This is a genomic window from Akkermansia sp. NBRC 115031, from assembly GCF_030268505.1.
GTDB classification, from domain to species: Bacteria; Verrucomicrobiota; Verrucomicrobiia; order Verrucomicrobiales; family Akkermansiaceae; genus Akkermansia; species Akkermansia massiliensis.
Map to the genome: position 1 here is coordinate 181,057 of NZ_BSQU01000008.1, position 18,460 is coordinate 199,516.

The 18,460-nt window shown below is 59.2% G+C and carries 15 protein-coding genes; 7 read left to right on the forward strand and 8 right to left on the reverse strand.

Going from position 1 to position 18,460, the window contains the following annotated elements; genetic code table 11:
• Complete coding sequence (locus QSJ36_RS11675) at nt 1-1,047, reverse strand: energy-coupling factor ABC transporter permease (protein WP_250715904.1); 1,047 nt, start codon at nt 1,045-1,047, stop codon at nt 1-3.
• Between the two features lie 339 nt (nt 1,048-1,386).
• Here QSJ36_RS11675 and QSJ36_RS11680 point away from each other — a divergent pair, with 339 nt between their 5' ends.
• Nucleotides 1,387-1,671: a hypothetical protein gene (locus QSJ36_RS11680; RefSeq protein ID WP_022398122.1), complete on the forward strand. Its 285-nt coding sequence runs from the start codon at nt 1,387-1,389 to the stop codon at nt 1,669-1,671.
• An 18-nt stretch (nt 1,672-1,689) separates the two neighbouring features.
• Here the strand turns inward: QSJ36_RS11680 and QSJ36_RS11685 are convergent, their stop codons facing one another.
• From QSJ36_RS11685 to rplI, 4 genes are all read right to left on the reverse strand, one after another.
• Nucleotides 1,690-2,055, reverse strand: coding sequence for a lipocalin family protein (locus QSJ36_RS11685; RefSeq protein ID WP_102721278.1), 366 nt, complete (start codon nt 2,053-2,055; stop codon nt 1,690-1,692).
• A gap of 12 nt (nt 2,056-2,067) precedes the next feature.
• Complete coding sequence (argB, locus tag QSJ36_RS11690; RefSeq protein ID WP_022398120.1) at nt 2,068-2,970, reverse strand: acetylglutamate kinase; 903 nt, start codon at nt 2,968-2,970, stop codon at nt 2,068-2,070.
• Nucleotides 2,971-3,026: 56 nt separating this feature from the next.
• On the reverse strand, nt 3,027-4,058 hold the full coding sequence (locus QSJ36_RS11695; protein ID WP_285468711.1) for a magnesium transporter CorA family protein: 1,032 nt from the start codon (nt 4,056-4,058) through the stop codon (nt 3,027-3,029).
• 135 nt (nt 4,059-4,193) lie between these two features.
• A complete protein-coding gene (gene rplI, locus QSJ36_RS11700) occupies nt 4,194-4,649 on the reverse strand; it encodes a 50S ribosomal protein L9 (protein WP_022398118.1) in 456 nt (151 codons plus the stop codon).
• Nucleotides 4,650-4,894: 245 nt separating this feature from the next.
• Between rplI and purH the strand changes: the two genes are divergently transcribed.
• From purH to acpS, 3 genes are read left to right on the forward strand one after another with little or no spacing between them, the layout of a single operon-like run.
• Nucleotides 4,895-6,442, forward strand: a complete 1,548-nt coding sequence (gene purH / locus QSJ36_RS11705) for a bifunctional phosphoribosylaminoimidazolecarboxamide formyltransferase/IMP cyclohydrolase (protein ID WP_022398117.1) — start codon at nt 4,895-4,897, stop codon at nt 6,440-6,442.
• A 39-nt stretch (nt 6,443-6,481) separates the two neighbouring features.
• Nucleotides 6,482-7,222 carry a pyridoxine 5'-phosphate synthase gene (locus QSJ36_RS11710; protein WP_022398116.1) on the forward strand — a complete coding sequence of 247 codons (741 nt, stop codon included), beginning with the start codon at nt 6,482-6,484 and terminating at the stop codon, nt 7,220-7,222.
• Between the two features lie 37 nt (nt 7,223-7,259).
• Nucleotides 7,260-7,661: a holo-ACP synthase gene (gene acpS, locus QSJ36_RS11715; RefSeq protein WP_219723028.1), complete on the forward strand. Its 402-nt coding sequence runs from the start codon at nt 7,260-7,262 to the stop codon at nt 7,659-7,661.
• A gap of 138 nt (nt 7,662-7,799) precedes the next feature.
• On the opposite strand, the gene QSJ36_RS11720 is transcribed toward acpS, so the two are convergent.
• The 3 genes from QSJ36_RS11720 to QSJ36_RS11730 all read right to left on the reverse strand — a co-directional run bounded on the left by QSJ36_RS11720 (nt 7,800) and on the right by QSJ36_RS11730 (nt 14,817).
• Nucleotides 7,800-8,870 (reverse strand): hypothetical protein, encoded by a 1,071-nt coding sequence (locus QSJ36_RS11720; RefSeq protein ID WP_253231985.1) that lies wholly within the window; start codon nt 8,868-8,870, stop codon nt 7,800-7,802.
• Between the two features lie 2 nt (nt 8,871-8,872).
• Complete coding sequence (locus QSJ36_RS11725; RefSeq protein WP_253231984.1) at nt 8,873-12,280, reverse strand: hypothetical protein; 3,408 nt, start codon at nt 12,278-12,280, stop codon at nt 8,873-8,875.
• Between the two features lie 710 nt (nt 12,281-12,990).
• On the reverse strand, nt 12,991-14,817 hold the full coding sequence (locus QSJ36_RS11730) for a phosphoenolpyruvate carboxykinase (GTP) (protein WP_253231983.1): 1,827 nt from the start codon (nt 14,815-14,817) through the stop codon (nt 12,991-12,993).
• Nucleotides 14,818-15,069: 252 nt separating this feature from the next.
• Between QSJ36_RS11730 and QSJ36_RS11735 the strand changes: the two genes are divergently transcribed.
• The 3 genes from QSJ36_RS11735 (at nt 15,070) to QSJ36_RS11745 (ending at nt 18,436) form a co-directional block, all read left to right on the forward strand.
• A complete protein-coding gene (locus QSJ36_RS11735; protein ID WP_022398110.1) occupies nt 15,070-15,741 on the forward strand; it encodes an N-acetylmuramoyl-L-alanine amidase in 672 nt (223 codons plus the stop codon).
• A gap of 46 nt (nt 15,742-15,787) precedes the next feature.
• On the forward strand, nt 15,788-17,854 hold the full coding sequence (recG, locus tag QSJ36_RS11740; protein ID WP_180970992.1) for an ATP-dependent DNA helicase RecG: 2,067 nt from the start codon (nt 15,788-15,790) through the stop codon (nt 17,852-17,854).
• Nucleotides 17,855-17,992: 138 nt separating this feature from the next.
• The gene (locus QSJ36_RS11745; RefSeq protein WP_102721285.1) at nt 17,993-18,436 is read left to right on the forward strand and encodes a hypothetical protein; all 444 of its coding nucleotides are present in this window, start codon (nt 17,993-17,995) and stop codon (nt 18,434-18,436) included.
• Nucleotides 18,437-18,460 lie beyond the last annotated feature (24 nt).

Genomic DNA, 18,460 nt, shown 5'->3' on the forward strand with positions numbered 1-18,460 from the left:
TCAGCGGGGGCAGTGGCTGTGCGGTTTTCTGCCGAACAGGTAGCCGGCCGCAAAGACCAGGGCGGCAATGATGACGCTCCCCAGCACGCCGGCCAGGCTGGTTTCAGGGTTGACGATGGAGGAGGCTCCCTCCGTCTCTCCGGAGGAGGCTGTTTCCTCCGCGGCGGGGAGGGCGTAGTCCGGCATGATGGCGGTGGATGCCTGTACGGATTCCAGGCTGCGGTGGAGGGAGGAAGGCTCCGCCAGGCTGGTTTCTTCCGACCCGGTGACGCCGGCCACGGACCATTCCAGGCCGTCCGGGTAGGCGGAGGCGAACCAGGAAAGGGCCGCCCCGCAGAGCAGGGCCGCTACCGCAAAGATGCCCAGAACGGTGAAGGAGGCTTTTTTGACGGGGCCGGTTTCCAGATCAGCCGGGCGCAACAGGGAGGGCTGGGCCCGGCTGATGAAGATGACGATGGCCGCCGTGGCGAGTCCTTCCACCACGCCGATGGCCAGATGGATGGGAAGCATCAGTTCCACGAACTGGGCGAAGGGCAGCGCGGAGATGCCGGAGGCCGTCGTTTCCAGCACGACGGAGAAGGCCCCCAGCTGGAGCCCGATGACGGCGGCGGTGATGCTGGCCAGCGTGATTCGGCCCGTGCCGGGGTTTTTCCCGGCCAGGGGCCTGTAAATGAAGGGGTAGGCTACCAGGCAGGAGAAGAAGCCCATGTTGAAGATGTTGCAGCCCAGGGCCAGCAGCCCCCCGTCCGCAAAGAAAAGCGCCTGCACCGCCAGGATGGCCGCCATGACCAGGAAGCCTGCATACGGCCCCAGCAGGACCGCCAGGATGAGGCCGCCGCCCAGATGGCCGCTGGACCCGGTGCCCGGAATGGTGAAGTTCAGCATCTGGCAGGCGAAGATGAAGGCTCCCAGAACGCCCATGAGCGGGACGAGCCGCACTTCCTTTTCCTGCCTGACCTTGCGCGCGCAGAGCGCCGTGATCGCGGCGGAAGCCGCCCACATGGTGCAGCCTACCGCCGGTGAAATGAAGCCGTCCGCCATATGCATGATGTTTGTGTCTTTCTATTGGATGAAGTGAAGTATTGGTAAGAGCCCCGGACCGGGCAGATTGGCGCCACTTTAGCACAAACACCGCAAAGCCGAAGAAGGAAATGCGGCAACGGGTATAAGTATTTTTCCCGCGCCGCGTGGCCTTGCTCCCGGCGCGGGTCCGGTGGACCGTGTTCCCCGGCAATAGCGCCTTTCCGGGGGAGGGGGAGCGCGTTTTCTCCGAGTGTATCCGGCGGGAATTTGGCTGCCGCGCCGTGCCGCCCAGGCGTGCCGCGCGGCGGATGTGGACGGATTGGGCGTGATGCAGACGGGGAAGCGGTTTGCTAGACGGAACCCATGATGAATTTTTCCATAGCTAAGTGCTTGTTTTCCATAGGCGGGTGCACGACGATCCTGGGCAATATTTCCGCAGATACGGCCGTATCTTCCGCCGGAGCCATCGGCGGCCTGGGCGTTCTGACGATTGCCGTGAATTATACGCTGAACCTGCTTAAGAAGAAGGATGAGCAGTTGATGGCGAAGGACGCCCGCATTGAAGCCCTGATGGACCGCCTGATTGACAAATGCCCGAATTGCGAGCTGGCGAAAGCGGCCAACAAGTCCCTTCTGGAGGATGAATAGCGGAAGGCGCCGGGATGCTTACCTTCCGGCCGCGTCCGGCGTGCGGGTGTAGGCCTCCCGGTTTCCGTCCGTGTTCAGAATCAGCGTAGTTCTGCTGAGTCTGTCAATGGTGGAGGTTGTGGTGAAGAGGGAGGAGTTCCCGTTGCCTATGCTTTTCCCCGTCAGGGTCAGGCGCTTGCCGTCCAGTTGCCAGCTCCGGTAGAGAAGCGTGCGCATGTTGATGGATCTCGCCCTGCCGTCCGGCAGGAGCTGCATTCCCTGCACGTGCCCCGGCTGTCCGGGGACGGGCTGGGTCCAGGAGCCGGAAAGGCTGGACGGAGTGGGCTGCATGGAGCAGGAGGCCGCCGCCAGGGAGAGGGCCGGAAGAAGGAGGAAAAGGCGCATGGCGGAGGGTGGTCAGCGCTGTTCCCTGATGACTTCCGTACCGATGCCGTCCGGAGTGAAGATTTCCAGCAGCAGGGTATGGGGCAGGCGTCCGTCAATGAAGTGCACCTTGCGCACGCCCGCGTTCAGGGCGTCAATGGCGGAGTGGATTTTGGGAATCATGCCGCCGGAAACGGTGCCGTCTTCAATGAGGTCCAGGGCTTCCGTGCGCGTGACGGATTTGATGAGGGTGGACGGGTCCGCGGGGTCCTTCATGATGCCGGGAACGTCGGAAATGTAGATAAGCTTGACCGGCTTGAGCTCCTTGGCAAGGGCCGCCGCCGCCAGGTCCGCGTTCACGTTGAGCGGCTTGTGGGTGCCCAGCTCTTTCGCCAGGGGGGAGACGATGGGGGTGATCTGGAGTTCCAGCGCTTCCGTGATGCGGTCTGTCAGGCAGCCGATGACGTTACCTACTTCACCGATGTCCACGGGGTTGCCCTGTTCGTCCTTCTCCTGGATGCGTTCCCCCACGAAGATTTCCGTGCCGGGAATGCCTACGCCCTTGCCTCCGTAGTCGCGGAACATCTGGACGAGGCCGGGATTGATGGTTCCGGAGAGGGTGCGTTCCACGATGGAAATGGCTTCCGGCGTCGTGACGCGCAGACCGTTGATGAAGCGGGCCTCCAGCCCGGCTTCCGCCATGGCCTTGGAGATGGCCTTGCCGCCGCCGTGGACGATCACGGGGTTGAAGCCCAGGACTTCCAGCAGAACGATGTCGCGCATGAGCTTCTTGACCAGGCGGGCGTCGTCCATGGCGCTGCCGCCGAATTTGATGAGGAATGTCTTGTCCCGGTAGGCCTGGAGGTAGGGGAGGGCGCCGACAATGACGGAGGCCTGTTCAATCAGGCGGGTGATTTTGGAGTCCATATCAATCATGAAACGGTAGGAGTGGTTGACAAAAAGAGAGGGAGGGAGTCCGCGGCAGGGGCCGTTCAAAGCAGGCGCCTGCTCCTGAAATAAACCAGGGGAAGAATGATGGAAACGAGCATGACGACCAGGGAGATGTAATAGCCGTATTCGTTTTCCAGGCCGGGCATGTGGGAGAAGTTCATTCCGTAGATGCTGGCGATGAGGGTGGGGGGCATGAAGACCACGGCCGCCACGGTGAAGATTTTGACGATTTCGTTCTGCTCGATGTTGATGAGGCCCAGAACGGCGTCCAGCATGAAGTTCACGTTGCTAGAAAGAAAGTTGGCGTATTCCGAGAGGGACGTAACGTCGCGGCTCAGGGGGCGCAGCTTGATGTACAGGGTGGAGTTGGTGTCGTCCAGGGCCTCTTCATTGCTGGCGTACGTGAGCAGGCGCAGAAGGTTGACCAGGCAGTCCCGCTGGCGGGTGAGCAGGTCCCCCACGCGGCCCAGGTCCTGGAGCGTGAGGCGCAGGGCGCTGGAGACGGGCACGCGCTTGCTGGCCTTGCCTTCCGGCTCGTCCCTGCGGAAGATGTTTTTGGAAAGGCGGTCCAGTTCCGCGCCGAAGCGTTCCAGGACGTCCGCCTGGCGGTCCACGATGGTTTCCAGCAGTCCGGTGAAAACCTGGTCCCGGCTGATCTGCTTCTGGCGCAGGAGCTGGTGGGAGAAGACGCGGAAGGAATAGGAGTCCGAATGGCGGATGGTGATGATCTTGGCCCCCATGAGGACGAAGGTGATTTCCGACAGGGAGGGGGATTCCGTATCCACGCGGCTGAGGACCGTGGTGGTCATGAAGCGGGCGCCGTCTTCCGTGTACAGGCGGCTGGTGGCCTCAATTTCCCTCATCTCGTCGTAGGTGGGCATCTCCAGACCGCAGAGGCGTTCCACAAACTTGATTTCCGCCGGTTCAGGGGTAAGGAGGTCAATCCAGAAGACGGAGTCCAAGTTCTGTTCAGCCGCATCCACCTGGGTGGTGCGCTCAATGCCTTCCGGGGTTTGACGATAGAGTCGAATCATGCCGTTGATTTCGGTGGGGGATGGAACGATGCCGTGCATGATGTCGAGTGACACCCAACGCGGGCATGATGCCTTGTTTGTACAGGGAAGGGAAGTAAAAAGGGTGACAAAAAGAGGCCCGGTTCCCAAGGTGGGAACCGGGCCTGCCGGAAAAAAGAAAGGGATGCGCGCCGCTTAGGCGTTTTCCTTGACGACCACCTTGAGCGTGGCTTCCACCTGGGGATGCACCTTGATGGCGACTTCGTGTTCGCCTTCGCTCTTGATCGGCTTTTCAAGCTCAATCGCGCGGCGGTCCACTTCCACTCCCTGAGCGGTCAGGGCATCGTGAATGTTCTGGTTGGTGATGGCGCCGAACGCCTTGCCGCCCTGGCCCACTTCAAGGGTAAGGTCTACGGTCAATCCGTTGATTTTGGCGGCCACTTCCTGGGCGGCGCTGAGTTCTTCCGCTTCACGCTTGGCGCGGGCGGCCTGAAGATTGGCGATGAAACGGCGGTTGGAGGCCGTTGCTTCGTGGGCGAGACCCTGGGGGATGAGGTAGTTGCGGCCATAGCCAGCCTTAACGGTCACCAGGTCGGCTTCCGCGCCGAGTCCTTCAATTTTTGTTGCGAGAATTACTTCCATCGTTGCCATGGCTAAAAAGAAATGGTTATTTGTGAGCGGTTGAAGTAGTAAGTATTCGCCCGAATGTCAAGACAAGAGCGATAAAAAGGGCGTTTTTTTATGTTTTGGGAGGAAAAAATCCCCCCGGCTGTCATGATAGGTGACATTGCGCTTGCTTCACGGGGCGGTAGTATGTAGGGAAAGGAACCGCATTTGTCGCGTTCGCTCCCGGAGAGGAGGGTTCGCCCGCGGGTACATTACAGATATTTGATCTTATGGCTATTCAGCGCGCATTGATATCCGTTTCCGACAAGACCGGCCTGGAGGAGTTTGCCAAGGGCCTGCACGAGTTTGGAGTAGAGCTTATTTCCACCGGCGGCACCGCCGCTTTCCTGAAAGGCCTGGGCCTTCCGGTGATTGAAATTTCCGACTATACCGGGGAACCGGAATTGTTTGAAGGACGCCTGAAGACGCTTCACCCCATGGTGCACGGGGGCCTGCTGCACCGCCGCGACAATGAAGAGCATGTGCGCCAGGCGAAGGAAAACGGCATCAAGCCCATTGACCTGGTCTGCGTGAACCTGTACCCCTTTGAGGAAACCGTCGCCAAGCCGGACGTCACGCTGGAGGAAGCGATTGAAAAGATCGACATCGGCGGCCCGTCCATGCTCCGTTCCGCCGCCAAGAACTACGCCTCCGTCACCGTCGTGTCCGATCCCGCGGACTACGCGCGCATTCTGGATGAAATGCAGACCCACAAGGGAGACACGACCCTGAAAACCCGCGAAAACCTGGCAGTGAAGGTGTTCATGCGCACCTCCAATTACGACAACGCCATTACCAACTACCTGGGCCACCAGAGCGCGGAAAGCACCAAGGGCAGCTTCTGCATCTGCGCGCCCCTGTACCAGGAACTGCGCTACGGGGACAACCCCCACCAGGAAGCCAGCCTGTACGGCAGCTTCGGGGACATTTTCAACCAGCTCCAGGGCAAGGAGCTTTCCTACACGAACGTGCTGGACATCGAAGGCGCCGCCGAGCTGATCACCCAGTTCCGCCGCCCGACGGTGGGCATCCTGAAGCACACGAACCCCTGCGGCGTGGGCCAGGATGACGAGGACCTGCGCAACGCCTGGCAGAAAGCCTTTGAAACGGACACGCAGGCCCCCTTCGGCGGCGTGATCGTGGTCAACCGTCCGATGACGGAAGGCCTGGCCCGCGTGCTGAGCGCCATTTTCACGGACGTCATCATCGCCCCGGAATACGATGCGGAAGCCCGCGCCCTTCTCCAGAAGAAGAAAAACTGCCGCATCATCCGCATGAACACGGAAGCCTGGATGAAGGCGCGCCGCGAACCCATCATCCGCTCCGCTCCCGGCGGCTTCATGACCATGAAGCGGGATACGGACGTGATGGGCCTGGACAATCTGGAAGCCAAGGTTGTGACCAAGCGCCCCCCGACGGAAGAAGAACTTACCGCCATGCGCTTCAACTGGCGCGTCGTGAAGCAGGTGCACTCCAACGCCATCGTCTTCGGCGGCACGGACCGCACGCTCGGCATCGGCGCCGGGCAGATGAGCCGGGTGGATTCCGCCCGCATTGCCGTCTGGAAGGCCGGACAGGCCGGCCTGGACCTGAAGGGCAGCGTGGTGGCTTCCGACGCCATGTTCCCGTTTGCGGACGGCCTCCAGGTAGCCATTGACGCCGGGGCCACCGCCTGCATCCAGCCCGGCGGTTCCATCCGGGACGAGGAAGTGATCGCCGCCGCGGACGCCGCGGGCATCGCCATGGTGTTCACGGGGCACCGCCATTTCCTCCATTAATTTGAATGATCGGCCCCGTCCCCTTGTCTTAAAACCGATATGTTGCTAGGTGTAAATATAGACCACATCGCCACGCTGAGGCAGGCCCGCTATGCGACCATGCTTGATTCCTTCAACGTGGAGCCGAGCGTTTTGGACGCCGCCTACGCGGCGCAAAGGGGCGGGGCGGATTCCATCACCCTCCACGTCCGGGGGGACCGCCGCCACATGCAGGATGCGGACGCCCTGAGCGTCCGTGAGAGCGTGGCCCTTCCCCTGAACCTGGAAATGGGGAACACCCCGGAGATGGTGGACTTTGCCCTTCGGCTGAAACCGGACTATGTCTGCATGGTCCCGGAAAAGCGTGAGGAAATTACTACGGAAGGCGGCCTGGACGCCGTCTTTCATGAAAAGGAACTGGCCCCCACCATGGCAAGAATGGCTGACAACGGCATTCAGGTGAGCCTGTTCATTGATCCGGAGCTGGCTCAGGTGGACGCCGCCGCCCGTCTGGGAGCGCCCATGGTGGAGCTTCATACCGGATGCTTTGCCAACCACGCAGGGAAGGAACGCACGGCGGAGCTGGCCCGTTTGAAACGCGCCGCGGAGCTGGCCCACTCCCTGGGCATCCAGGTGAATGCAGGCCATGGCATCAACTACCAGAATCTGGAACAGCTGATGGACGGCGTGCCTTACCTGCATGAGCTGAACATAGGCCATACGATCGTAGCCCGCGCCCTCTTTGTGGGGATGGAGCAGGCCGTGAGGGAAATGCGCCAGGCGATTGACCGCCTGAGCTGATATTCCCGTTTCAACTTTAACCCCCGGTTGCAGGAACATGAGCCGCATTGCAGGATTGGGAATGGATTTGATCGACCTGGACCGCGTGCGCCAGGCCCTCCAGAAAAACGGGGAGGCGTTTGCCCTGCGCATCTGCACCCCGGATGAATGGGCCTACTGCCGGAAGCATGCGGACCCCGTGCCGCGCCTGGCGGCCCGTTTTGCGGCCAAGGAGGCCGTGGCGAAGGCCCTGGGAACGGGAATTGGGGAAAAATGCGCTTTTACGGATGTGGAAGTGGTGCGCAATGATGCGGGCGCTCCCTCCATCCTGCTGCACGGCACAGCCGGAGTGACGGCCCGGGAGCAGGGCGTCACGGGCTGGTTCCTGACCATGACCCATTCCCGCCTGAGCGCCGCAGCCGCCGTCATCGCCCTTGCCGAAGCCCCGGAATTTTCCTGACGCTTCAGAATCGCCGCAAGCCTTGGCCGCTCCCGGGACCGTTTTCCCTGAACCAAAGCCGGCTGGAACATACCGGGTCCTGAGCCCAGGAAATTTCTACAGGATGCCTTGCCAGCGGCGCCGATGAATACCGTGTTCCTACAGGTTTTCAAGGTTCTTCTTGATGACTTCCCTATTCAGTTCGCGGAGGGCGGCTAGAGTTTCAAAACTCGGCGCTTCGGAAAAATCGGTTTCCAGTTCTTTTACTTTCTTTTCATAGTCCGCCGCATGGCCGCCATCCCTTTTCAGGATGGAGATGTTTTTCCGGGTTTCATCCGCAAGCCTCGAAAACGCCTTCCGGTCGGGAGCCGGGTTCCAATCAATGGATTTCAGGAAGCTTTCCACTTCCGGAACTGTCACGTTGAAGAATTCCGGGCGGACCTCCTCCGGGTTCCGGTCTTTAAAATAACTTATGGCAAAACTGAAGCTGTCCGACTCCGGCTTCAGCTCAAATTTGATATCATCTCCATGAATCCGGATCTGGCGGAGGGATTCTTTTTCAAAAACGATGAACGTGCCGAACTCCTTGTAAGCATAGCGGTTGAAGTTCATTACCCCGTTTCCCCCGGTTGTTTTCGTCAGAACCCAGTCCGGCTTTCCGCATGGTTTTTCCCCGTCTCCTTCTTTCAGGGCGAATTGCGACTTCAGTTCCGGCTTCCCGTAACCGTGAACCGGCGACGCCCAGACTTCATACAGTTGTCCGGGATAACTGACCTTGACGAACAGCCAGTCCGGGCGATCCTTGAACTGCGCTATCCTGACGTCCAGAACACTGTTTTCCGGGCGGAACGTGAATACGGCCATTTCCATCTTGCCGTTTTCTACGGTGTCAATTTTTTCCGCGACTTTCCGGTCCAGCAGTGTTTTGCCGTCCTTGCCGATCACGGCAAGGAAATTGACGGGGCTCCAGCTTCCGGGAGTATTGGGGTTCCTCCAATATTCGATGCCGAATCTGAAATCCCCCCATTCCTGCTGAACCGGCTTGTTGTCATTGGGATTGGTAACGGTGTGGTAATTGATTTTTCCGTTGCCAAGGTTGACGGTATGGCGGGTCACAAGGACGGGAGTTCCCTTGCGGTCAAGTTTCTCTTCTTTCTTTTCAATGGAAGGGGCGGCGTACAGCAGTGTGGTGCACAATCCGGCCAGCAGGGTCAGGGCGAGTTTCTGCATGATTATTTTACCTCTATTTCGTGTTGGGTATTCAAGCCTGTAGCCGCGTCTTCAATGGTGATGCGGTATGCGCCGGGAAGATCGTTAAAGGCGAAATCCAGCGGGTATTCCGTCTTGCCGTAAATGGTTTTGCTGCGGTGCAGAATTTCCCTGCCGTCCGGGGCCGTTACCGTAATCCGGTACGCGCGTTCCCGGGGATTGGCCGGTCCGGAAATCTTAAGCAGGGCCCGGGCGCCTTTGGCCACCTGGGCCGGAGCGGTTACCACGGGCGGCTGCTGCTCCCGGTCAAACAGGGCAAAGCAGCGGAACGGCGCATTGGAGAATTTAAAGACAAGCTTGTCTGATTTCCCCACCAGTCCTTTGCAGCACTCATAGATGTATTTTTCTTCCGGCAATTTGGCGGTGAATGATTTGCCGAGGTCCTTTTCCTGGCCGAGGGCGCCCAGCAGTTCGAATTCTCCGGCCTTCCGCGGACGGACCATCAGGGTGTCGCTGAAATCGGGGATGACGGCCAGAGGACGGACTCCGGCGTTTTTCACCACCTGGTCAAGGAATGTGTTCAGGGAGGCGCCGGGCAGGGAATTATTTTCCAGAACGGAGAGGGAGGCATTCAGCAGGATGGCGTTTCCTTTGCCGGCCTTGCGGAGTTGCAGGCCCGGATTGCCGTGGACTGCGTGCGCCTTTTCTCCCGCCAGGGCCAGGGCGCCGCTTGTGCTTTCATAAGGCTGGATTTCGAGCTCTTTCGCCTGGCTGAACGTCAGGTTCCCGAAAAGTTCGCCCAGGGGGTTCACAGTGCGTTTTTTCAGGTTTTCGTTCAGGATGGCGATATTGGCGTCAGCCAGTACGGTGCCGCCGGATTTGACGAAATCCAGAATGGCCGCACACTCTTTGTCGCTCAGGGAGGAAGCTCCGCAGAGGAAGAGGAGCCGTGCGTTTTTCAGGCGTTCCAGGGTATTGGGCGAGACGAAATTGAAGCCCAGCCCGCGCTGGTAGCAATACCGGAGCAGCGGATTCATGCTGGCGTCCGGCTTGACGCAGCGGCTGTCCGCCTGGGCGGCGGAATTGGAGGTGTGGCTGTAGTAGAACAGGATGCCGGTATCCGGAAACGGGGTTTTGATCAGCAGCTGTGCGAGGCCGTAGTTCAAGTCATCAAGATAGGGCATGTACTGGCGCAGGTATTCCGCCTCGGAGAGATCGCCGGAATGGCTGGTTTCTCCTAGGGCGGGGTTGATCAGGAACCAGGCGTGGCCGTTGATCGCTCCCTGCAGCAGGTGTTCCCAAAGTTTGTATGGATAGGATGAACGCTCCGAGCAATAGCCGCCCCACCAGATGGTCCGGACCCGGTCCCCGCCGAATGCGCGCAGCGCCTCGTTCTCCTGCATGTCGCTGTAAGGGCCCCAGAAGTCCAGCCCCTTAATCATTTCTTCAAGGTTGCCGGGAGGGGAGCCTTCCGCTCCTACCCGGGCTCCGGGATGAACCTTTTTGATTTCCGCCGCCAGGAAATGATGCATGTCCACGTACATTTTTTCAATATATTCCCGGTGGTCATTGTAGGCGACCAGATTCCCCTCTTTTTTGGCCGCGTCCAGCCGGAGGTGGGGCACTTCACCGAATCCGGCATAGGAGGCGCCGTATTCGAGGTTCAGGTTTTCCATGGTCTGGTACTTCCCCCGCAGGAAATCGGCGAACGGCTGTTTATCCGACTCTCCGAACCCGGCGTCGTAGGTGTAAAAATTTTCGTCGCCCAGGTTGTACAGCACAGGGCTCAGGTCTTTCAGGTACTCCGCCTGGCGTCGCAGATCGTCGCTCCAAAGCTTCCGGACCAATGGGTGGTAGAACGATTCGTCGCCGTTCAACGTACCCAGCTGCTCCATGTTTTCTTTCTGTTCGGACCACAGCTTGCGCAATATTCTGGTTTCATTGTTCGGCCCGGCTTCCATCCCGATCCGGCAGATGTACGGACACAGTTTTTCGTTCCGCAGGGCGTTTTCAATATCTCCCTTGGTGAAAAATTGCAGCGATACGTTCCAGCCGAGGCGGTCGATGATCCGTTCTCCGAAGGCCGGGTTGAAGGTGCAGCCAACCTGGCCCCAGGTAAGCTGGAGATAATCCTCCAGGGAATAATCCGGGAAAATCACCGGGTTTTCCGCATGTGCCGCGTGTCCCCGGGCATCGTAAACGGTACAGCGCAGATAACCGCCGATGGTCGGCATCCGGTAATTTTCAAGGTCGAATGAAAGCTCTTTCTTTCCGGCTTCCAAAGGAAGGGTCTTGCTGAACCATACATTGCGGTAGGGAGCGTCCATCAGCTCCACTTTGACGGAATAACCGTCTTGCGCGGGCGAAGCCAGTTTCAACGTGACGGAGAAGGGGCCGCGGTCCTGCACCAGCCTGGGCATTTCCACTGATACGGCCCCGAAAGCGGATTCCACCGTAAAGGGAAAGGCGCCGAAGTTGACCAGCGCGCCATTCCGGCGGACCAATACGTCTGCGGCATATCTGCCCGCCGGAAGGTCCGTGAAATCAAGGCTGTTCCGGATGACGGAATTATCCGTCCGCCGGATACGGCCCTCGACGGCGGTTTTTTCCGGAGAGGTCACGGCAAATTGGCCGTTGTCCTGCCGTACTGAAAATGCCGGCAGTTCTACTCCGCTGGCGTAATAGAGCACCTGGGCCAGAAAAGCCTGGGACGTTTCATAGAGGAAGAACCAGTCCGTGGTGTAGTTGAAATACGGCGTCAGCCCCACTCCTGGCCGGTAGCCCGCGCCGTAATCGACTTCGACGATCCGGCCATTGCCGAATTGCCAGGCGTTGAAAATACGCGATTCAAAGTTTTTAGGCCTGGTTCCGGGAAGGCTGTTGCTTCCGGCAACCCATTCCGGCCGGGGCAACGGCTGGGCATACGGTTTTTTATAAGGCAGTTTCTTAAGTTCGGACCAGGGTTCGCCGGATTGAATCCGGACCAGGCCGGTTCCGTTCCGCACCATCGACATCAGGCGGAATTTCTGTTCATCCGGCAGGACCGCAAAATCGACATTTGCCATGACCACCAGATCATAATCCTTTGCCAGTTTGGCATCCAGTTCCTGAAGTTTGTCGGCGGTGCTCAGCCCCGCGATCGGATTGCTGTAAATATCATCCGCTCCGATGCTATGTTCATTGGCTGTGAGAACCACTTCATACTTAAAGCCCGGGAAACGCTGGACCAGCTCAATGATCTCTCGCGAGGCCGTTTGCTGCATGATAAAAAGTATTTTCTTATGGGGAAGCTCTCCTTTTTCATCCCATGCGGCATGGGGCGTTTTCAGGGTCATTCCGGCCTCATTCATGTAAGTGCCGTCCAGTTTGCCGAATACGGGAGCAACAAGGCCCGTCAGCAGGATGCAGAGCAATAGCGGTAACCGTTTCATCAATTGGTATCTTTCTTTTTTGAGTTAATTCAGGCTTTCTTCCAGGGCAATTTTCCATTTGAGCGCCCGGCAGCGCTCTTTCAGGACGTAAAGGCGCCTTAATCCGCTGACCGTGGTTTTTTCTTTTTCCGGGACGTTGCATTCAGATACCGGACATTTCCATTTTGGCGGGCAGGCGGCCGGCTATTTATATTGTTATCCGTCATTACTCAAGCCGTCCCAAATAAATCCGGAGTTGATAAGTGAGCGCGGCATCATACCGGGAATGGCTCCTCAACATGTGCCGCGGCCATAAAAACCCATGAAATGCATGGTTGAACCTATTCCTTACTATACCTATTTCCCCATTTCTTTCTTTCAGAAAACCCCTAAATAAAGATAAGTTTCAAGTCCACATAGAGCTGCAAACCCAAAAGATGCTGAATATTATATTCAGGCGAAAAATGATTTTATTTTTTCTGTTCATATAATCTCATTGCAGCTCTTTACGCCTTTCATTCGCCACGCGCCTGTAGATGGAAAGACGTGGCTACCTGCCATCTTTTAATGGGAAGGCGATAACTGGCAGAGATTTTTAACCATGCCGTCTGAGCGTGCCTGCCGCGGTCCCCAAGTGCATTTTGAGAAGATGAGGGGGAATAAAAAAGAGGCTGTCCCGTGGACGGGACAGCCTCTGCTGTTGAGCTGACGCTCAGTCAGGGTTTCTCTGCTTAGGAGAAGCTCTTGATGAGGATCTGGCGCTGTTCTTCCAGTTCGGCCGGGAGCTTTTTGCCCACCTTGTCGAACAGTTCGGTCTGGCTTTCCAGTTCAGCCTGCCATTCGCTCGGGTTGAGGGCCATGTTGGCGTTGAACTGTTCTTCGCTGTAGTCGAGACCGGTCTTGTCCAGTTCGGCATAGGTCGGGGAGACGCCCAGCACGGTCTTCTGGCCTTCCGCCTTGCCCTTGGCGCGGCGGAGGATCCAGTCGAGGACGCGCATGTTGTCGCCAAAGCCCGGCCAGATGAAGTTGCCGTCCTTGTCCTTGCGGAACCAGTTCACGTTGAAGATCAGCGGAGGATTGGCAACGGTCTTGCCCATGTCCAGCCAGTGCTGCCAGTAGTCGCCCACGTTGTAGCCGATGAAGGGAAGCATGGCCATCGGGTCGCGGCGGACCTGGCCGATGTTGCCGAAGGCGGCGGCGGTCATTTCGGAACCCATCGTAGCGCCGACGTATACGCCGTGCGTCCAGTCGCGGGACTGGAAGACGAGGGGCATGGTGGTGGCGCGGCGGCCGCCGAACAGGATCGCGGAGAGGGAAACGCCTTCCGGGTTCTGCCATTCGGGGTCGATCGTCGGGCACTGGGCGGCGGGAGCGGTGAAGCGGGCGTTCGGGTGAGCGCACTTGCGGCCGCAGTCCGGGGTCCAGTCATTGCCCTGCCAGTCGATGGCGTGGGCGGGAGCGGGGCCGTCCATGCCTTCCCACCAGACGTCGCCGTCGTCGGTCAAGCCTACGTTGGTGAAGATGACATTTTCCTTGATGGTGTCCATGGCGATCGGGTTCGTCTTGTAGGACGTGCCGGGAGCCACGCCGAAGTAGCCGTTTTCCGGGTTGATGGCGTGGAAGGTGCCGTCTTCATGGGGCCAGATCCAGGCGATGTCGTCACCGATGATGGAGGTCTTCCAACCGGCTTCACGGTAGGAGGCGGGGGGAACGAGCATGGCCAGGTTGGTCTTGCCGCAGGCGGACGGGAATGCGCCGCCGACGTAGGCCTTCGTGCCGTCCGGGGATTCAATGCCCAGAAGGAGCATGTGTTCAGCCATCCACTTGTTCTTGCGGGCAATGGCGGAGGCGATGCGCAGGGCCAGGCACTTCTTGCCAAGCAGGGCGTTGCCGCCGTAACCGGAACCGAAGGACCAGATTTCTTCCGTTTCCGGGAAGTGGCAGATGTATTTTTCTTCGTTGCAGGGCCACGGCACGTCGATCTGGCCGTCTGCAAGCGGGGCGCCCACGGTGTGGAGGCAGGGAACGAAGGTTCCGTAGCCGTCGCGCTTCGGGTTGCCGCCGCCCTTGACTTCGTCTTCCAGGCGCTTGAGAACGGTTTCACCCATCTTGGTCATGATGCGCATGTTGACCACGACGTAGGGGGAGTCCGTGATTTCAATGCCGATCTTGGCCAGGGGGGAGTCCAGGGGACCCATGCAGAAGGGAATCACGTACATGGTACGGCCCTTCATGCAGCCCTTGAAGAAGCCCTTCAGTTTGGCCTTCATTTCAACGGGGTCGGCCCAGTGGTTGGTCGGGCCTGCGTCTTCTTCCTTCTCGCTGCAGATGAACGTGCGGTCTTCCACACGGGCCACATCGGAAGGGGTGGAACGGGCGAGGAAGCATCCGGGGCGCTTCTCGGGGTTCAATTTGATAAAGGTGCCCTTTTCTACCATCATGTTGCAAAGCTCATCATTTTCTTCCTGAGAGCCGTTGCACCAATAGATGGAGTCGGGTTGGCAAAGCTGGGCGATTTCGTCGACCCACTTCTTAGCTGCTTCGTGAGTGGTACTCATGGTGGAAATAGTGTATGCACGGAAATGGCCGTTGGCAAGTCTCCCGTGCGGCTTTTTATGGGGCGGTTTGGTTGCTCCCGGAGGGGAAACCCCGTGCAGGGGAAGGCGTTGCCCTGATTCCGGCGGTGGCCGCTCCGGAGCGTTCCACGGGGGCTCCCGTTTCCCCGCTGCTGTGCTCCGGGAAGGGTGAAAAAGCCTGTTTTGACTGGAAATCTGCTTGCCAGCTCGCGCCGGATAGTCTAGGGAAGAATCATGAATGTTAGAACGTTGATGGCAAATGCGGTGTTTCTGGTGCTGCCGGCCCTGCTGGCGGCGTGTTCGGACGCCTCGCGCCCGCCCGCCGTCAGCTTCAAGATTCAGAACGTTCCCCCCGTGCCGCGCACCATGTCCCAGATGTCCCGGGAAGTGCACATCAGCCGCGATTTCATGTCCCCGCGCTCCCGCGCGCGGCGCGCCTCCCATTCCATGCATCCGCGCTTCATCACCATCCACAGCACGGCCAACCCCACGGGAGACGCCGCGGCGCATGCCCGTGCGCTGAAAAGGGGGGCCATGGGTTCCCTGAACTGGCATTTTACGGTGGACCAGTACCGGGCCATCCAGCATATTCCGCTGAACGAGACGGGGCGCCATGCGGACCGCGGCGGTCCCGGAGACATGTATTCCATCGGGATTGAGATGGGGGAGGTGAGGAGCCACAACCCCATCGTCACCTGGAACCGTTCCGCCAAGCTGACGGCGGTGCTGATGAAGCAGTACAACATTCCCCTCCGCAATGTGGTGCCCCATTATTACTGGACGGGCAAGAACTGCCCGGCCCCGCTGCTGACCAACGGCCGCCCGGGGCATAAATGGAGCTGGTTCGTCTCCCGCGTGGATTATTACAGGCGCTGTCTGGAAACCCGCCCCGCCGCCGCTCTCTGACGGGCGCGCAGGCATGATGCGATCTGTGAGGAATACGCCTGGACCCATGGCCGGAGAGCTGCTTTTAACGTCCCCCCTGGAGGAGTGCGCCTTCATCCGCCCCAGGGAGCTGGCGGCCATGCAGGCGGCGGGAATGGCCTCCGTGCGGGATTTGCTGTTCATGCTGCCGCGCAGGTATGAGGACCGCCGCATGTTTGACCGTTATGATTCCCTGTCATCCGGTGCGCCTGTCTGCCTGAGGGGGCGGGTGGTGGACGTGGGCTGGAAAGGCTGGGGAGGGAAGGGCGGCAAGGGCCGCGGGCGGTATGTGGAAGCCGTGCTGGTGGATGAGCAATCTTTGGGGCAGGCCCGTTTTTCCTGCCTGTGGTTCAGCATGCCGGGCGTAGCCAGGATGCTGTGCGCCGGGCAGGAGATGATCGTGTACGGGCGCGTGAAGCCGTATGGGAAGAAGCTCAGCATCGTCCATCCGGATTTTGAGATCATCCGGGAAGGGGACGACCAGTCCATCCATTTGAACCGCATTGTTCCCGTTTACAGCGGCCGCATGGGGATTGCCGTGCGCAGGCTGCGGGAAATCGTGTGGGAGGCTCTGGCCCGGCTTTCCCCGGCTCCGGAACCGGAGATTTACGAGTTTGTGCCGGACATCCCGTGCAAAACGGCGTTGAGGGACCTCCATTTTCCGGAGACCGCGGAAGTGCGCGACCGGACCAGGCGGCGGTTTGCGCTGGAGGAGTGCCTGGCGCAGCAGTTGAACGTGGCTTACAGGAGAAGGCGAGCGGATGAAGTGCCCGGCATGCAGACGGCAGGCTCCAGCCATCTGGTGAAGGATTTGGCGGATTCACTGCCGTTTGAGCTGACGGAGGCCCAGAAGCGCTGCGTGAGGGAGATTTACCGGGATATGAAGGCGCCCCGTTCCATGAACCGCCTGCTCCAGGGGGATGTAGGGTCCGGAAAGACGCTGGTGGCCCTGTGCGCGATGCTGCTGGCCGTGGAACACGGGTATTCCGCCGTGATGATGGCCCCCACCCAGATTCTGGCGGAACAGCATTATTTGAAGTTCCGGCAGATGCTGGACAAGCTGGACGTTCCCGTGTCCCTGGTGACGGCGGACAGGAAGGAGGAATCCCACGTATCCTTCGGGAAGCAGGGGGGGATTGTGGTCGGAACGCATGCCCTGCTGTACGGGAAGAACGTGCCGGAACGGGTGGGCCTGGTTGTGATTGACGAGCAGCACAAATTCGGCGTGAACCAGCGGGAGAAGCTGATTGACCGCGAAGAGCGCCCCGACGTGCTGGTGATGACCGCCACCCCCATTCCCCGCACGCTGACGCTGACTTTTTACGGGGAGCTGGACGTTTCCATCCTGGACGGCGTTCCCGGAGGCCGCGGCGCGGTGGTTACGGCCATCCGCACGGAGAAGGACCAGGAAAAGGTATTGAAGTTCGTCCGGAGCCAGTTGGAGGAAGGCAGGCAGGTTTACGTGGTTTCCCCCCTCATTGACGGGGAGGATTCCCGGAAAGGGAAAGCCGTGACAAAGGAGCTGGACGAGTGGAAGGCGCTGCTGCCGCATGTGGATGTGGGACTGCTGCACGGCAGGATGTCCTCCGAGGAAAAGGAGGCGGTCATGAAGGACTTCCGCGCCAACCGCATCAGCGTGCTGGTAGCTACCACGGTGGTGGAGGTGGGGGTGGATGTGCCGAATGCTACGGTCATGATTATCAATAATGCGGAGAGTTTCGGGCTCTCCCAGCTCCACCAGCTCCGCGGGCGCATAGGCCGCGGGGCGCACAAGTCCTACTGCATCCTGATGACGGAGGCCCGGCCGGAGGATGAACAATGGGAAAAGCTGCATATTGTGGAGACCACGGCCAACGGTTTTGACCTGGCGGAACAGGATTTGAAGCTCCGCGGTCCCGGGGACGTGCTGGGCACTTCCCAGAGCGGCCTGAAGGGCGTGCGCTTTGAGGAATGGCTGCTGGACGCGCGCCTGATTCACCGCGGGCGGGAGCTGGCGGAGGCCATTCTGGCGGAGGACCCCAATCTGGAATCCGCCAAGTACCGCCCCCTCCGTTTTCTGCTGGAAAACGGGGAGGAAAAACGTGTGACGGGGTAAGATTGTCTTCCTGCCGTTTGCTGACAGTCAGACGGTAAGGACTGTATGACAGATATGGGGTGCAACGGTTTCTCTCTTGGAATGAATCTAAAGAGGCAAAGAAGATATTTCTTCTTCAACCCGAACACCGATAAAACAATGATTCAAACGTACCAAATACTCCCCGTGGTGGCCATCGTATGCTCCGCCTCCGCTCTTGCTCAGAACGCTGCCGATCCCGTGCAGATGGTTAAGCAGAATGTCGACCTGATTTCGTCCGCCAACAAGGTTCTGGACGACGTGAAGGACAATGCGGCGGTTGAAATCGCCATCAAGCAGCTCAATGCCCTGACCCAGCAGGCCAAGCAATTGGACAAGGCCATGGAAAAAATGAAGCTCACTTCCGAACAGGCCATCCGGATCACCAAACTGAACGGAGATGCCCAGGATACCATCGTGGACATGCTGGAAAATTGCGAACGCATTCAGAAGGACAAGCTCATGACGCCCGCCCTGCTCAAGGCGGTGAACAATTTCGCTGACGCCGCCAACATTGAAGTGGTGGAAACGATTACGACCGTGGAACAAATTGTGGAAGACTAAATGATCAGCTTGTAAAGACCTTTG

Coding starts and splice junctions, on each gene's coding strand:
- rplI (WP_022398118.1), bottom strand. CDS start 4,649: ATGGCAACGATGGAAGTAATTCTCGCAACAAAAATTGAAGGACTCGGC.
- QSJ36_RS11685 (WP_102721278.1), bottom strand. CDS start 2,055: ATGCGCCTTTTCCTCCTTCTTCCGGCCCTCTCCCTGGCGGCGGCCTCC.
- QSJ36_RS11695 (WP_285468711.1), bottom strand. CDS start 4,058: ATGCACGGCATCGTTCCATCCCCCACCGAAATCAACGGCATGATTCGA.
- QSJ36_RS11735 (WP_022398110.1), top strand. CDS start 15,070: ATGAATGTTAGAACGTTGATGGCAAATGCGGTGTTTCTGGTGCTGCCG.
- QSJ36_RS11720 (WP_253231985.1), bottom strand. CDS start 8,870: ATGCAGAAACTCGCCCTGACCCTGCTGGCCGGATTGTGCACCACACTG.
- QSJ36_RS11675 (WP_250715904.1), bottom strand. CDS start 1,047: ATGCATATGGCGGACGGCTTCATTTCACCGGCGGTAGGCTGCACCATG.
- QSJ36_RS11680 (WP_022398122.1), top strand. CDS start 1,387: ATGATGAATTTTTCCATAGCTAAGTGCTTGTTTTCCATAGGCGGGTGC.
- argB (WP_022398120.1), bottom strand. CDS start 2,970: ATGATTGATATGGACTCCAAAATCACCCGCCTGATTGAACAGGCCTCC.
- recG (WP_180970992.1), top strand. CDS start 15,788: ATGGCCGGAGAGCTGCTTTTAACGTCCCCCCTGGAGGAGTGCGCCTTC.
- purH (WP_022398117.1), top strand. CDS start 4,895: ATGGCTATTCAGCGCGCATTGATATCCGTTTCCGACAAGACCGGCCTG.
- acpS (WP_219723028.1), top strand. CDS start 7,260: ATGAGCCGCATTGCAGGATTGGGAATGGATTTGATCGACCTGGACCGC.
- QSJ36_RS11725 (WP_253231984.1), bottom strand. CDS start 12,280: ATGAAACGGTTACCGCTATTGCTCTGCATCCTGCTGACGGGCCTTGTT.
- QSJ36_RS11730 (WP_253231983.1), bottom strand. CDS start 14,817: ATGAGTACCACTCACGAAGCAGCTAAGAAGTGGGTCGACGAAATCGCC.
- QSJ36_RS11710 (WP_022398116.1), top strand. CDS start 6,482: ATGTTGCTAGGTGTAAATATAGACCACATCGCCACGCTGAGGCAGGCC.
- QSJ36_RS11745 (WP_102721285.1), top strand. CDS start 17,993: ATGATTCAAACGTACCAAATACTCCCCGTGGTGGCCATCGTATGCTCC.